Source organism: Halorubrum salinum (assembly GCF_024494575.1).
Taxonomy (GTDB): Archaea; Halobacteriota; Halobacteria; order Halobacteriales; family Haloferacaceae; genus Halorubrum; species Halorubrum salinum.
The window spans coordinates 458,104-472,646 of record NZ_JANHDO010000002.1 but is presented as its reverse complement, the minus strand read 5'-3'; the positions used below and the strand labels follow the sequence as shown (position 1 = coordinate 472,646).

Genomic DNA, 14,543 nt, shown 5'->3' with positions numbered 1-14,543 from the left:
CGTACGGCGCCCGTGCACCGAGAGCCCGGGATGAGCCGCCTCGGCACCGCCGCCCTCCGCGCCCTGCAGGCGGTCGCCCGGCGGCTCTCCTACGGGACGAACGTCTTCGAGCGCGAGTGGGACGTGCTGGTCGTGCTCGACGCCTGCCGGGTCGACCTGCTCCGGTCCGTGGCGTCCGAGTACGACTTCCTCGGCCCCGTCGAGACGGTCCGGTCCGTGGGCAGTTCCTCCTCGGAGTGGTTAGAGAAGACGTTCGAGGGACACCCGGAGACCGCGCAGACCGCCATGGTCACCGGGAACACGTGGACGGACCGGTATCTGGAGGCGGACGCGTTCGCCGCGCTCGACGAGGTCTGGAAGTACGCGTGGGACACAGAGGTGGGAACCGTGCCGGCCGCGGCCGTGACCGACCGGGCGATCGCGCTCGCCCGCGCCCGCGACCCCGACCGGCTCGTCGCACACTACATGCAGCCGCACCACCCGTTCGTTCCGGACCCGATCGCCGGCGACGACGGACTGGCGCGGACCGGCGAGGAGAGCAACGAGGGAAACCCGTGGGTGCTGCTCCGGCGCGGCGAGGTGGAGGCCGACCGCGTGTGGGACGCCTACGAGGCGAACCTCCGACACGTCCTCGGCGAGGTCGCGGCGCTCGCGAGAAACGTCGACGGCCGGATCGCGGTCACCGCCGACCACGGGAATTGTTTCGGCGAGTGGGGGCTGTACGGCCACCCGATGTACGCGCCGGTCCCCGCGCTGCTCGCGGTCCCGTGGGCGACGGTCGAGGGCGAAGACGAGGGGACGCGCGAGCCGGCGCTCGCGCCGCCGGAACCCCTGCCGGTGTCGCGGGTTCACGGGGACGGCGAGACGGAGCGAGACCGGCTTCGCGCGCTCGGATATCTGTGACCGGACCGACACGCCGAACGTCCTTCCGCAGCCCTCCGGCTTTAGGTTGGTCGCGTCCGTGGGTCGGGTCATGTACGCGACGACGGTCACGACCGACTTCGTGGCCCAGCACTACCTCACGGTCGTCGACGGGGGACCGGAGAGCGTCCCGCACTCGCATCACTTCGAGGTGAAGCTCACGTTCCGCGGCCCCGCGCTGAACGAGCACGGCTACCTCGTCGACATCGACGACGCGGACGCCGCACTCGCCGGGGTCGCCGACCGCTACCGCGACGCGCTGCTCAACGACCTCCCCGAGTTCGAGGGACACAACCCGAGCGTCGAGCGCTTCGCCCGCGTCGTCTTCGAGCGCGTGACCGCGGCCGTGACCGACGACACCGTGCGCGAGCTGGCGGTGACCGTGTGGGAAGACGACGACGCCGCGGCGACGTACGACGCGCCCGTATGAAGGTCGGCCTCACGCTGTACGGGAGCCTCGACGAGCGGTCGGGAGGGTTCCGCTACGACCGGAAGGTCGTCGAAGAACTCCGGCGGTGGGGAGACGAAGTCGAGGTGATCGAACTCCCGTGGCCCTCGTACCCGCGCGGGCTGCTCGACGGCCTCTCTCCCCGGTTCCGGGATCGCCTCCGCGTCGACGTCGACGTGATGCTGCAAGACGAGCTCGCACACCCGTCGCTGTGGCGGCACAATCGCGCCCTGTCGTACCCGATCGTGGGTATCGTTCACCACCTGCGCGCCAGCGAGCCGCGGCGGCTCTCGCCGCTGTATCGATCGATCGAGCGACGGTACCTCGACACGCTCGACGGCGTCGTCTGCAACAGCGCGGCCACCCGCGAGGCGGTGACGGACCTCGGCGTCGACCCGGACGCCGCGGTGGTCGCGCCGCCAGCCGGCGACCGGTTCGAGGGGCCGGACGGCCTCGGCGATTCCGCCGGCGGCGACGACCGAGGGGCGCTCGCAGATCGGATCGCCGACCGCGCGGCCGAGCGCCCGCTTCGAGTCGCGTTCGTCGGGAATCTCGCGCCGCGGAAGGGGCTCGACACGCTGGTCGAGGGGGTCGCCGCCGCGGACGCCGAGATCGATCTCACCGTCGTCGGCCGAGCGGTCGACGAGGGACACGTCGCCGAGGTGCGCCGGCTCGTCGACCGACGGGGGCTCGGGGAGCGCGTCCGGTTCGCCGGGCGGCTCTCGGACGACGAGCTGGCGGCGACGCTGCGGGAGAGCCACGTCCTCTCCGTCCCCTCTCGGTACGAGGGGTTCGGGATCGTCTATCTGGAGGGGATGGCGTTCGGCCTGCCGGCCGTCGCCTCGCGCGCCGGCGGCGCGAGCGACGTCGTCACGGACGGAGAGACCGGGTTCCTAATCACCCCCGACGACCGGGGAGGGGTCGCCGACGCCCTCGACGCGCTCGCGAGCGATCCGGACCGGCTGGCCGAGATGAGTCGAGCCGCCAGACGGCGGTACGAGCGGCACCCGGACTGGAGAGAGACGACGGCGCGGGTCCGGCGACACCTCGCGGCCGTCGCCGAGGGGGACGTGACGGACCGCCGGAACCCGCCGGCCGCGGAGGTTCCGACGTGACGGGGTCGTTCCGGCGGTACCTCCGAGCGAAGCGGTCCGTCGACGACCGGGCGCTCGACCGGCGGCTCGTCGGGCTGCTCCGCGAGCGGCTGGCCGAGCGCGCGACGGGAGCGCACCGGACCGAGCGCGCGACGGAGACGGAACGGTCCGCGCGCGCGTCCGGTCCCCTCCGGGTTCTGGAGGTCGGAGCCGGCGTCGGGACCATGATCGCTCGGCTGATCGACTGGGAGGTGCTCCCGCCGGGACGGACCAGATACGTCGCCGTCGACCGCGACGGCGACACGCTCGACGGGCTCGGCCCCTTCCTCTGCGAGTGGGCGGCCGGGAGGTCCGACGTGTCGGTCGTCGACGCCGGTCCGTCCGCGGACGGTGATTCGGCCGCAGACGGGGGTGCGTTCGTCGTCGAGTCGCCGACGCGCACCGTCGAAGTCGAGCCCGTCGCGGCCGACGCCGTCGACTACGCCGAATCGACCCTCGGGGAGTGGGACGCCGTGATCGGCACGGCGCTTCTCGACGTGCTCGGGCTCGATCGGCTCGACCCGTTGCTCGGCGCGCTCGCGCCCGGTGGCACGTACTACTTCCCGATCACCTTCGACGGTGGGACGCGCTTCCGCCCGTCCCGTCCCGACGACCGAGCGGTCGAGCGGCTGTACCACCGGCACATGGACGAGAAGCCGGGGGGGAACAGCCGCGCCGGCGGGGACGCGCTCGGACGGTTACGCGAGGCCGACGAGTCGACGCTCCTCGGCGTCGCCGGCTCCGACTGGGTGGTGCGCCCCGGCGACAGCGGAGACGGTTATCCCGGCGACGAGGCGTTCTTCCTCCGGCACATCCTCGACACCGTCGAGGAGGCGGTCGGCGAGGTGATCGCCGCAGAGCGGCGGGAAGGAAAGCGACAGAGAACAGGCGAGACGGAGGCGGTCGACCTCTCCGCGGCCGACCTCGACGCGTGGCTCCGCGATCGTCGCGAGCAGGTCGACGCCGGAGAACTCGTCTATCTCACGCACCAACTCGATCTGCTCGGCCGCGTCGACGGCGGGGCGTGATTCGCGGGCTGGTCGACTCGGAGCCGCGGTAAGACGTGATCCGGGCGCTGGTCGGTCCGATCGACGACTGAGTCAGGTCGCCGCCTCGATCGACGCCAGCAGCCGGCACTTCCGGCACACGTCGCGGCTCGTCTTCGAGCCGCAGCGCTCGCACTCGGAGAGGTCGGGAGAAGAGACGGTTCCGTCCTCCGCGTCGCGTTCGCCGTCGCCGGTCGACTCTCCCTCCCCGCTCCCGCGATACGCCTCGGCCGCGAGCGCCGACAGCTCCTCGTAGCCCGCCATGATCGAGTGGCGCGCGCCGGGGTGGTTCTCCTCTAGCTCGTGGATCGTCGACTGGATCTCGCCTCGGTACGCCTCCTCGGCGTGGGGACACTCCGCCATGTGCGTCGGGAGGTCGCGGACGTGACAGTACAGTGCGATCTCCTTTTCGGGCACGTCGCGCAGCGGCTTGGCGCGCGGGACGAACTCGTCCGTCCCCTCGCGCTCGTCGAACGGGCCGAGCGAGGCGTCGAAGTGTTTCGCCACCTGTCGGACGTCGCCTTCGAGGAAGTTCATCATCGCCGTCTGAGCCTCGTCGTCGAGGTTGTGGCCGGTGAGCAGCTTGTCGGCGTCGAACTCCGCGGCGTAGGTTTCGAGCAGGTCGCGGCGGAACACGCCGCAGTACGCGCAGGCGGCCATGTTCTCTGGGTCGCTCTCGACCACGTCGTCCATCTGAACGCCGAACTCCTCCTCGTAGGAGACGACCTCGTGGCGCAGCGAGAGGTCCTCGGCCAGTTCGACGCAGGCGTCGAGGCTGGCGTCGCGGTACCCCTCGATCCCCTCGTGGATCGTTAACGCCAGCATCTCGACGCGAGGGTCCTGCCCGAACACGTCGTCCAGAATCTGCGTGAGCGCGACGCTGTCTTTCCCGCCCGAGAGGCCGATCACCCACCGGTCGGGGTCGTCGGGCGTGGCGTCCGGATCGAGCAGTCCGTCCTCGCGGACCCGGCGTTTCACGCGCTTCTCGACCGACCGGCGGAGGTGCTCGCCACAGAGATGCGCCCCGGAGTAGGCGGCGTGGTGGATCGCGTCCGCCCCGCACTTGTCACACTCCATCGGTGCCGGGTTGCAGACGCGCGGGGATACCCGTTTCGGGGCGGACGCATCGTTCGTCTTGGGTCGGGACGCATCGTTCGGCTCGGGGCGATCGACTCACGGAGTTCGGAGCGGCCGACTCACGAGACTAGCATCAGTCGCTCGCGAGGGAACCACCGACGACCTCGTCGAACGGTGAGACGGCGATCACGATCCGGTCTTCGCTCGTCGTGGTCACCATCTTCGACTCGGCGAACGTCGTCCCGTCGGCGCGGAGCCCGGTGCTCGTCCCGGTCCAGCGCTCGCCCTCCTCGACGGCCGGGAGGATGTGGGTGCGGATGTGTTCGACCTCCGCGTCCGGATGTAGCCGCTGCCACTGCTCGCCGACGAGTTCGTCCGGCTCGTAGCCGTACAGCGCGCCGTACTCATCACCGACGAACTCGAACGTGCCGTCGGGGCTCACGGTGCAGACCCTGTCGAGCGCCACGTCGCCCTCCAGACCGGAGTCGGCCGGAGAGATCCCGTCCGACCCCGACTCGAAGCGCCCGCCGTCGCGGTCGACCGCGCGGCCGACCCGACGCAGAAGCGCCGTATATCCGTCGGCACCGCCGCGCTTGCGGACGTAGTCGCTGACGCCGGCGCGGATCATCTCCGCGGCGATGGCGTCCGGATCCCTCGCCGAGAACAGCAGGAACGGGAGGCTGGGACGGCTCTCCCTCGCCGCCGAGAGCAGTTCGATCCCGGTGTATCCGGGCATGTCGTAGTCGCTGACGACGCAGTCGAACGGCTCCGACTCGATCCGGTCCAGCGCGCTCTCGGGATCCGTCTCCGCGACGGCCTCGTAGTCGATCCCGTCGTCGCGTTCGAGGTGCGTCGCGACGAGCGCTGCGAGCCCCGGCTCGTCGTCGACACAGAGCACTCGGTGAGACGATACGGTCATATCGACGGTTGCCGACCCGCGGATATACCGGTTGCTTCCCAATGCTCAGATCTGATAGCACGCGGCGGGAGATCCGCGTCCGCCGCCCGCAGGTCGCGCTACGCCGTCGCCCCCGCGACGAGCGCCTCCTCTACCGTCTCGACGAACCGATCGGGGTGCTCGACGTGCGGGAGCAGCTTGGCCCGGTCGAAGACGACGAGACGAGCGTCCGCGGCGTCGGCGAGGTCGCGCCCGTTCGACAGCGGGCTCACCTCCGCCTCGCGACCCCACACGATCGTGGGCGGCGTCTCCATCGCGGCGAACGCGGCCGCCAGATCGAGGTCGCTGTTGAGGTACCCGGAGACGAACGAGGCGGGGGCGAACCGGGCGTTCTCGACGTGGCTCGTCCGCCACTCGTAGTCGGTCCACTCCTCGCTCGGGTTCGTCGGATCGTCGTAGCCGTGGTCGGCGTTGAAATACCGGATCGACGGCTTCGAGACGATGAGGTTGAACAGGGCGTCGCCGAGCACCGGCGACCGCAGCAGCTCGCGCAGCCACGACTTCGGTGGGCTCGGCCCGGCAACCGTCGTGGGGCAGACGGTGACGAACCCGCGGACGGACACGTCCGCGGTCGGGTCGTCGGCGTCGACCGCGCGCGCCGCGTACGCCGCCGACAGCGACGAGGCGACGACGGCGGGCTCTGCGAAGTCGGCGAGGAAGTCGCGGACGAAGTCCTCGTACAGCGCCGCGGAGTACCGCAGCGGCGGACGGTCGGACCGACCGAACCCGGGGAAGTCCGGAGCCACGACGTGGTAGTCGGCCGCGAGGTCGTCGAACACCGCGCGCCACTCGCCCGACGACCCGGCGGCGTTGACGCCGTGGAGCAGTATCAGGTCGGGGTCGTCGGGGTCGCCGGCCTCGGTGTACGCCACGTCCATCCCGCGCCAGCGGAACGTTCCGTCGTCGCCGTCGAGCGGAGATTCCAGTTCGCCTTCGTAGCGGAGACCGGTGTTGAGCGCGGCGAGCGCGCCGGTACCGAGGAGGAGACCGCCGGCGAGGTTCCTGAGTCGCATGGAAAACTGTTGGTTCGCGGGCGACTTATACTCGGTGGCCGAGCGACAGACGCGATTCGTGCGGACTCACTCGGTCTCGTTCCCGTCGCGCTCGGCACGCTCCACGCACGCCTCTATCGGGGCGACGACCTCGGCCGCGACGGTGTACGGGTCGGTCTCTCGCCGTCGGACCGCCTCCGCCAGGGCGTCGATACCGCCGTGCCGCTCTATCTCCCCGCTGGCGAGCGTGCCCACGTCGGCGCGGACCAACGTCCGGATCTCCTCGGCGTAGCGCAGGCGTTTCGTCTCCTCGATCTCGCCGGACTCGCGGAGGTGCCGCGCGTGGGCGTCGAACGTCGCGATCAGGTCCTCGACCCCCTCGCCCGTGTTCGCGACGGTCCGAGTCACGTCGGGCGTCCATTCGGCGTCTGACGCGTCGTCGCCCTCGCCGGAACCGTCGGCGTCGTCTACCCCACCGCCGTCACTCTCGTCGTCCGGGTGGGTCGGCGCGTCGAACCCGTGGTGACCCGTGTCCAGTCCCGCAGTCGGGCTCTCGCGCCTGTGGACCATCTCCTCCAGCTCCGCGAGGGTGCGTTCCGCCCCGTCCATGTCGGCTTTGTTGACGACGAAGACGTCGCCGATCTCCAAGATACCTGCCTTCAGCGTCTGGATGTCGTCGCCGGAGCCGGGCTGGACGAGCACGGCCACGGTGTCGGCGGTGCGGACGATGTCGATCTCGTTCTGGCCGGCCCCGACCGTCTCGACTATCACCACGTCCTTCCCGAAGGCGTCGAGCGCCTTCACCGCGTCCGCGGTCGCCATCGAGAGGCCGCCGAGCTGGCCGCGCGCGCTCATCGACCGGAAGAACACGTCCATGTCGCCGACGTTCGACCCCATCCGAATCCGGTCGCCGAGCACCGCGCCGCCGGTGTACGGCGAGGAGGGGTCGACCGCCACGACGCCGACCGTGTCGCCGCGGTCGCGGTAGGCGGCCGCGAGCTTGTCCACGAGCGTCGACTTGCCCGCGCCGGGCGAGCCCGTGATCCCGATCACGTCCGCGCCGCCGGTGTGTTCGTGGAGCCGCGAGACGATCCCGCGGTGGCCCGTCGAGCGGTTCTCGATCCGGGTGATGACGCGGGCGAGCGCGCGGTGGCTCCCGGAGAGCAGCTCTTCGACGAGGTCGGCGTCCGCGTCGCTGAGCGCGGTGGCTGCGGACCCGTCCATCTACGCTCGCTCCGAGACGTTGTTCCGGATGAACTCGATCGTCTCCTCCATCGGGGTACCGGGACCGAACACCTCCGCGACGCCCAGCTGCTTGAGTTCCGCCTCGTCGTCGTCCGGGATGATCCCGCCGACCAAGACGAGGGTGTCCTCGAACGCGTCGTACTCCTTGAGCCCGTCTATCACCTTCGGCACGAGGGTGTTGTGCGCGCCCGAGAGGATGGAGATGCCGAGCACGTCGACGTCCTCTTGGACCGCCGCCTGAACGATGTCCTCCGGTGCGCGGTGGAGCCCGGAGTAGACGACCTCGAAGCCGGCGTCGCGGAACGCCCGCGCGATCACGTGTGCACCGCGGTCGTGGCCGTCGAGCCCGACCTTCGCCACCAGACAGCGGATGGCCCGCTCCTCCTGTTCGACGCTCATGGTCACCACTGCGTCGCGTGCCGTTTTGACTCTAACGGATGTTCGGGACATAGCCCGGCCGCCGGCGGGCGGTCGCGCCGGTATCGACGCATTGATCGCGCGAGCGCCCCTAAACACCGTCAGAGATGAGTGCAGACGACGGCGGCGGCCACCTCCACGACGCGCGGATCGGTCGGGTCGCGCTCCGCGTGGCCGACCTCGACGAGACGACCGCGTTCTACCGCGACGTGATCGGACTGGCGGTGCTGGACCGCGACAGCGACGAGACCGTCCTCGGCATCGGCGAGACGCCGCTTCTCGGCCTCCGGCGCGATCCCGACGGCCCGGACCGGAGCGCGACCGACGCCGGGCTGTTCCACGCAGCGTTCCGCGTCCCGACCCGGGCCGCGCTCGGCGAGGCGCTGGCGCGGGTTCGAGACCGGTGGCGGCTGGACGGCGCGTCAGACCACGGCGTCAGCGAGGCGCTGTACCTCGCGGACCCCGAGGGGAACGGGGTCGAGATCTACCGCGACCGCCCCCGCGAGGCGTGGCCGACCGCGGCGGACGGCTCCGTCGCGATGACGACCGAGCCGCTCGACATCGACGCCGTCGCCGCGGCGGCGGAAACGGGAGGTGACGCCCCAACGGCCGACGGTGACGCGGCCGCCGAGGGCGACGACGGGGCGGGTGACGGTTCCGTCCCGGCCGACCGCGTTCCGCCCGGTACCGACGTTGGACACGTCCACCTCGAAGTCGCCTCGCTCCCCGCGTTCGAGTCCGCCTACGTCGACGGACTCGGGTTCGAGGTCCGGCAGTCGGCCCCGGACGTGCGGTTCGTCGCGGCCGACGGCTACCACCACCACGTCGGCGCGAACACGTGGCGCGGGCGGACGACCCCGGCGACGGGCCGCGGGCTCGACTGGTTCGAGGTCGTGGTCCCCGACGCGGCCGCGCTCGCGGCGGTACGAGAGAGGCTCGACGCGGTCGCGGCCGCTGCGGCCGATGAGACCGAGTTCGCCGTCGACGAGACAGACGGCGGGATCGCGCTCACCGACGCCGACGGTATCGAGGTCCGAATCCGAACCGAATGAGAAGCGGAAAAAACACGGTTCGAACCGCGCCCGCCGGCCGCGACGCCGCTAGTGACGCTACCCGAACTTGCCGGTGATGTAGTCTTCGACGCGCTGTTCTTCCGGGTCCTCGAAGATTTTGGTGGTGTCGTCGTACTCGACGAGGCGACCGCCGGTGAGGAACACCGCGGTCCTATCGGAGATGCGCGCCGCCTGCTGCATGTTGTGCGTGACGATGATGACGGTGTACTCCTCCGCTAGGTCGTCGATGAGGTCCTCGATCTTCGAGGCGGCGACGGGGTCGAGCGCCGATGTCGGCTCGTCCATCAGGATGACCTCCGGGTCCGGCGCGATGGCGCGGGCGATACAGAGGCGCTGTTGTTGGCCGCCCGACAGATCGAGCCCGGAGGAGTCGAGTTGGTCTTTCACCTCGTCCCACAGCGCCGCGCCCTTCAGGGACTCCTCGACGCGCGCGTCGACGTCGCCGTCGAAGCCCTGTATCTCGAGTCCGTACGCGACGTTGTCGCGGATCGACTTCGGGAACGGGTTCGGCTTCTGGAACACCATGCCGATCTTCCGGCGTAAGGCGACGGGGTCGACGTCGTCGTCGTACACGTTCTTGCCGCCGAACTCAACGTCGCCCTCGACCCGACAGACGTCGATCATGTCGTTCATCCGGTTGATACACCGGAGGAACGTGGACTTCCCGCAGCCGGACGGGCCGATGAGCGCGGTCACCCGCTTTTCCGGGATCTCTATCGAAACGTCGTCTATCGCCTGTTCGTCGCCGTAGTAGACGTTGAGGTCGCGCGCGGCGACGGCGGTCGCGCCGGAAACGGCCGATCGGTCGGTCGACTCGGTCTGTACGTCGGTCGTGATGAGCGAATCGCTCGTTGGTGTGTTACTCATGTTAGTTCCCTCGCTCCGCGCGGTTCCGAAGCAGTATCGCCGTACCGTTCATGCCGATGAGGATGATCAAAAGCGTGATGACGCCCGCGGCGACGACACCGTAGCGGAACTCCGCCTGCGGGAAGCCGGCCCACGCGTAGATCTGCATCGGCATCGCGCTGAATCGGTTGAAGAGGCTGCTCGGCGCACTGAACACGGTCGTCGCCGCACCGATCATGATGAGCGGCGCGGTCTCGCCGATCGCCCGTCCGAGCGCGAGGATCGTCCCGGTGAGGATACCGGGGAACGCCTCGGGCAGGACGACGTTCTTCGTCGTCTGCCACCGCGTCGCGCCCATCGCGTCGGACCCGCGCCGGAGGTCGTCCGGGACGGAGCGGATCGCCTCCTGTGCCGAGATGATCGTGATCGGTAAGATGAGAAGCGACAGCGTCAGCGAAGCCGTCACGGCCGTCCCGAATCCGAGGCCGAGCAGGTTCGCGAACAGCCCGAGCCCGAGCAGGCCGTAGACGACCGAGGGAATCGCGGCGAGGTTCGCGATGTTGACCTGCAACAGCCGAGTCAGCGATCCGACGAGCCCGCTTCCCGCCGTGTACTCCTCGAGGAATATCGAGGTGCCGACGCCGAGGACGAACGACAACACCGCGACGAGCGCGATGATGATCACGGAGCCGACGATGGCCGGGTACAGCCCCGCTTCTTCCGGCGTCCGGGAGGGAGCCTCGGTGACGTACGAGACGTCGAGCCACGGGTCGGGCGCGGGCACGCCCCACGCCTCGACGACGAGCGCCCCGGCGATCACGCCGGCGGCGATGAGGAGGGGTAATCCGAGGCCGACCACTCCCTCTCCGCCGTCGATCACGCGGTGGACGTACACGGCCGTCGGCACGCCGGTCACGGCGAGCACGATCAGCGCGGTCGGCCCGGGAACGCCGAGGCCGCCCGCGAGGAATCCGGTTGCGGTCGCGACGGCGAGCGGAACGCCGCCGGCCGCGGCCGCCGCCGTCCGGCTCCCGCGCCCGGCGACGACGAGCGCGCCGACCGCCGCGATCGGGACCGCGAGCGTCCAGAGGTAGATGATGAGATCCGACGGGTACGTCGCGATCACGCCGCGGAGGAACACCGCGGCGACGACGCCGACGAGTCCGACCGGGAGCGCGGCGCTCGCCGCCCGGTCCGCGTCGCGCCAGCGGCCGTACGCGTACAGTCCGGCGGCCGGGAGGACGCCGAGCGTGTACGCGAGGAACCACACCAGTTCGTCGAACACCAGAAACAGGGTCCCGACGGCAAGTCCGACCGCGACTCCTCCGACGAGCCGCCCGAGCAGTCCGAAGCCGACCGCGCCGACGCGTCCCCGGCTGCCGACGTACGTGAGGTATCCGGTGACCGGTGCGACGACGACGAAGAGGTACGCGAGCTGCCAGGAGAGCCGCGGGATATCGACGACGAACGCCTCGATCGCGGTGAAAAGCGCCGCGACGGCGACGAGACCGCCGCCGAGCGCGCCGAGCGCGCGGCGGGTGATAGCGGGGTCGCCGGCGCTGTACAGGCAGAATCCGAGGAACGGGACGACGAGCGTGAGGAAGTACGTCAACAGCCACTCCGGGCTAGCGTTCGCCAGATCGAAGGCGTCGATCGCGACGTACACCAAGAGCACGCCGAGCGCGACGAGGCCGGCGACGCTCGCGCCGAGAGAGAGGTACTCGAAGGCGATCCCTCGGAGCCGGCTCACCTCGCCGAACCCGCCGCCGGTCGCGTTGTCCGTCGCCATCAGTACTCCTCCCGGTAGCGTTCCGCGATGATATCACTGAGCACGTTCATTACGAGCGTCACCACGAACAGCGTGAGTCCGAGCGCGAACATGGAGTCGTACGGGATCGTCCCGCCGGTGAGGTCGCCGCCGGCGATCTGCACCATCGCGACGGTGATCGTCATCCCCGACTCAAGCAGGATGTCCGCGGGGTTGATGTACGGAATTCCGAAGGCCGCCTCCCGGACGGCCGGCATCCGCGCCTGTGCGCCCATCGCGACGACGACGATCATCGTCTCGCCGATCGCCCGCGAGACGGCGAGGATGTACGAGGAGGCGATCCCGGAGACCGACGCGGGGACGACGATTCCCGTCGACACCTCGAACTTCGTCGCGCCGAGGCCGTAGCCTGCCTGTCGAAGTTCGTCCGGGACGGCGCTCATCGCGTCCTCCGAGATCGACGACACCATCGGGATCGTCATGATCCCGACCATGATCGACGCCGACAGTGCGTTGAAGGTGCTCATCTCGGGGAACAGCGTCGCCTTCAACGCCGGCGTGATATACACCAGCGCGAAGTACCCGTACACGACCGTCGGGATGCCGGCGAGGATCTCCAAGAGCGGCTTCAGGATCGAGCGCGCGTTGGGGGTCGCGTACTCGCTGAGGTAGATCGCCGTCAGCGTCCCGACGGGAAGCGCGATGACCGCCGCCGTGATCGTCACGACGAGCGTGCCGATCAAAAGCGGGATGATGCCGAACGCCTGCCCGCCGCCGGCCGGGTTCGGGCTCCAGTTGGTGCCGGTGAGGAACTCGGCGATCGGTATCTCTTGGAAGAACACCACTGCGTCCGACAGCAGCGTCACGAAGATCGCGACCGTCGTGAGCAGGGTGGCCGCGGCACACGCGGCGAAGAGACCGCCGTACGTCCCCTCTTTCAATCGCCTGAGCCCGCTCCGGCGCTGGAGATCGGGGCTTTCGGTACTATCTGTCACAACCAGTGGGGTATCGCACGCTGTCGTAAATCAATACACCGGTTCATGACGCGGGGTTAGCCCTGCGCCTGTTCGATCGCGTCTTCGAGCGTCTGCATCTGCTCTTCTTGGATCTCCTCGGTCGCGGGAACGTACCCCACGTCGCCGGCGACGAGGTCCTCGTTCGTCGTCTGCTCGACGAAGTAGCGCGCGAACTCGGCGACGTGTTCGTTGCCGAGCGAGGAGATCGACGGATAGGTGAAAAGCGGCCGCGAGAGCGGCGTGTACTCGCCGTTCGAGGCGGTTTCGAGGCTCGGCTCGACGGGGCCGTCGCCGTCGTCGATCCCGAGCGCCTTGAGCTGGTCGGGGTTCTGGTAGTAGTAGGAGAAGCCGAAGTAGCCGATAGCGTACTCGCTCCCGCTCACGCCCTGTGCGATCGTGTTGTCCTGTTCTGTCGCCTGATAGTCGCTGGTGTGGCCGCGCTCGCCGAGGATCGCCTCGATGAAGTAGTCGTACGTCCCGGAGGTGTCTGCGGCACCGAACCGGTTTATCTCCTCGTTGGGGAACTCGTCGCGAACCTCGTCCCAGGTCTCGACGGCGTCGGCCTCCCAGATCATCGCCAGTTCCTCGGTCGTGAGCGAGTCGATCCAGTCCGCCTCGGGGTTGACGACGACCGTGAGCGCGTCCGTCGCCGCGACCAGTTCGACGTACTCGACGCCGTTGTCCGAACACAGCTGTTCTTCCTCCGGCTGGATGGGCCGGCTCGCGTTGTTGAAGTCGGTCTCACCGACGCAGAAGAAGTTCGAGAACCCGCCGCCGGACCCGGTGGAGCTGATGTCGATGGAGACGTCCGGGTAGTCCTCGGCGAAGTCCTCCGCGATCGCGCTCATCAGCGGGAACACGGTCGAGGATCCGGCGATGTTGATCGAGCCGGAGAGCGAGTCCGACCCGCCGTCACCGCCGTCTCCCGTGCTCTGCGTACAGCCCGCGAGCGCGAGCGCCCCCGCACCGGCGAGCGTCGCGAGCGATTTCCGACGAGTGATCCCCTCGGTGTCCGCGTCGTGGCTTGCTGCCATCATCCGACCGTGGGCGAGTTTCGGTTAAGTAGTATGCTATGAGCGGTATGGGCCGAACCGTACCGTTCGGTTGGTATATGGACCCATATGTTTTCTATATAGTAATATATAATCAGATCGGCCGAGAGCGAAACGGGATCCCGCCGGAACGGACCGACCCGTCCGCGTCGTCGACACCGCGTCACCGGCCGAGATCGCGGGCGTATTTTTAAGACCCTCCGTGCGAAGACCGGGACGATGCCCCCCTCGACGAACGGGAACCGGATCGCCGTCTCGCTCTCCCGCGAGGAGGCGTGGGTAGCCCACGCCGCGCTGCTCGACGCGGGCGCGGCCGCGGCCGACGCCGGCGACGACGCTCCCGAGCAGTGTCGGCCGATCCGTCGGATCGAGCGCGACCGCGCGCTCGGTGCGGACGGCGCCGAACTCCTCCGTGACGCGCTCGTCGAGTACCTCGGCGACGCCCCGGTACGTGACCGCGCCCCGGGCCGCGAGCTGCTCCGCCGGGTCGACGACGCGGTCGAGGCGACACCGCAGTCGACGCCGCGAGACTCCCAGGAGTTCTGAGACCG

The 14,543-nt window shown here is 69.6% G+C and carries 15 protein-coding genes; 6 read left to right on the top strand and 9 right to left on the bottom strand.

Annotated elements, in window-relative coordinates:
* Positions 1-30: 30 nt before the first annotated feature.
* The 4 genes from NO930_RS08070 to NO930_RS08055 all read left to right on the top strand — a co-directional run bounded on the left by NO930_RS08070 (position 31) and on the right by NO930_RS08055 (position 3,530).
* The gene (locus NO930_RS08070; RefSeq protein ID WP_303650503.1) at positions 31-903 is read left to right on the top strand and encodes an alkaline phosphatase family protein; all 873 of its coding nucleotides are present in this window, start codon (positions 31-33) and stop codon (positions 901-903) included.
* Between the two features lie 70 nt (positions 904-973).
* Positions 974-1,351 carry a 6-pyruvoyl trahydropterin synthase family protein gene (locus tag NO930_RS08065; RefSeq protein ID WP_137784108.1) on the top strand — a complete coding sequence of 126 codons (378 nt, stop codon included), beginning with the start codon at positions 974-976 and terminating at the stop codon, positions 1,349-1,351.
* Entirely contained in the window at positions 1,348-2,484 is a 1,137-nt protein-coding gene (locus NO930_RS08060) for a glycosyltransferase family 4 protein (protein ID WP_256403072.1), read from the top strand. Before NO930_RS08065 ends, NO930_RS08060 begins: the two co-directional genes overlap by 4 nt.
* Entirely contained in the window at positions 2,481-3,530 is a 1,050-nt protein-coding gene (locus NO930_RS08055) for a hypothetical protein (RefSeq protein WP_256403071.1), read from the top strand. Before NO930_RS08060 ends, NO930_RS08055 begins: the two co-directional genes overlap by 4 nt.
* A 72-nt stretch (positions 3,531-3,602) precedes the next feature.
* Here the strand turns inward: NO930_RS08055 and ncsA are convergent, their stop codons facing one another.
* The 5 genes from ncsA to NO930_RS08030 form a co-directional block, all read right to left on the bottom strand.
* Complete coding sequence (gene ncsA, locus NO930_RS08050) at positions 3,603-4,625, bottom strand: tRNA 2-thiolation protein NcsA (protein ID WP_256403070.1); 1,023 nt, start codon at positions 4,623-4,625, stop codon at positions 3,603-3,605.
* 133 nt (positions 4,626-4,758) lie between these two features.
* Entirely contained in the window at positions 4,759-5,544 is a 786-nt protein-coding gene (locus NO930_RS08045; RefSeq protein WP_256403069.1) for a response regulator, read from the bottom strand.
* 98 nt (positions 5,545-5,642) lie between these two features.
* Entirely contained in the window at positions 5,643-6,596 is a 954-nt protein-coding gene (locus NO930_RS08040) for an alpha/beta fold hydrolase (protein WP_137783533.1), read from the bottom strand.
* 66 nt (positions 6,597-6,662) lie between these two features.
* Positions 6,663-7,799 (bottom strand): methylmalonyl Co-A mutase-associated GTPase MeaB, encoded by a 1,137-nt coding sequence (gene meaB / locus NO930_RS08035; RefSeq protein WP_137783534.1) that lies wholly within the window; start codon positions 7,797-7,799, stop codon positions 6,663-6,665.
* Positions 7,800-8,219 carry a cobalamin B12-binding domain-containing protein gene (locus NO930_RS08030; RefSeq protein WP_137783535.1) on the bottom strand — a complete coding sequence of 140 codons (420 nt, stop codon included), beginning with the start codon at positions 8,217-8,219 and terminating at the stop codon, positions 7,800-7,802.
* Between the two features lie 125 nt (positions 8,220-8,344).
* Here NO930_RS08030 and NO930_RS08025 point away from each other — a divergent pair, with 125 nt between their 5' ends.
* Positions 8,345-9,289 carry a VOC family protein gene (locus NO930_RS08025; RefSeq protein ID WP_256403068.1) on the top strand — a complete coding sequence of 315 codons (945 nt, stop codon included), beginning with the start codon at positions 8,345-8,347 and terminating at the stop codon, positions 9,287-9,289.
* Between the two features lie 57 nt (positions 9,290-9,346).
* Here NO930_RS08025 and pstB read toward each other — a convergent pair whose 3' ends face one another.
* Genes pstB through NO930_RS08005 form a run of 4 tightly spaced genes read right to left on the bottom strand, consistent with a single transcriptional unit; the run spans position 9,347 to position 13,974 of the window.
* On the bottom strand, positions 9,347-10,177 hold the full coding sequence (gene pstB / locus NO930_RS08020; RefSeq protein ID WP_137784215.1) for a phosphate ABC transporter ATP-binding protein PstB: 831 nt from the start codon (positions 10,175-10,177) through the stop codon (positions 9,347-9,349).
* A 1-nt stretch (position 10,178) separates the two neighbouring features.
* Complete coding sequence (gene pstA, locus NO930_RS08015) at positions 10,179-11,945, bottom strand: phosphate ABC transporter permease PstA (RefSeq protein WP_256403067.1); 1,767 nt, start codon at positions 11,943-11,945, stop codon at positions 10,179-10,181.
* The gene (gene pstC / locus NO930_RS08010) at positions 11,945-12,919 is read right to left on the bottom strand and encodes a phosphate ABC transporter permease subunit PstC (protein ID WP_137783544.1); all 975 of its coding nucleotides are present in this window, start codon (positions 12,917-12,919) and stop codon (positions 11,945-11,947) included. Before pstC ends, pstA begins: the two co-directional genes overlap by 1 nt.
* A gap of 56 nt (positions 12,920-12,975) precedes the next feature.
* Positions 12,976-13,974, bottom strand: coding sequence for a PstS family phosphate ABC transporter substrate-binding protein (locus NO930_RS08005; protein ID WP_256403066.1), 999 nt, complete (start codon positions 13,972-13,974; stop codon positions 12,976-12,978).
* A 237-nt stretch (positions 13,975-14,211) separates the two neighbouring features.
* Here NO930_RS08005 and NO930_RS08000 point away from each other — a divergent pair, with 237 nt between their 5' ends.
* The gene (locus tag NO930_RS08000; RefSeq protein WP_256403065.1) at positions 14,212-14,538 is read left to right on the top strand and encodes a DUF7853 family protein; all 327 of its coding nucleotides are present in this window, start codon (positions 14,212-14,214) and stop codon (positions 14,536-14,538) included.
* Positions 14,539-14,543: the final 5 nt, after the last annotated feature.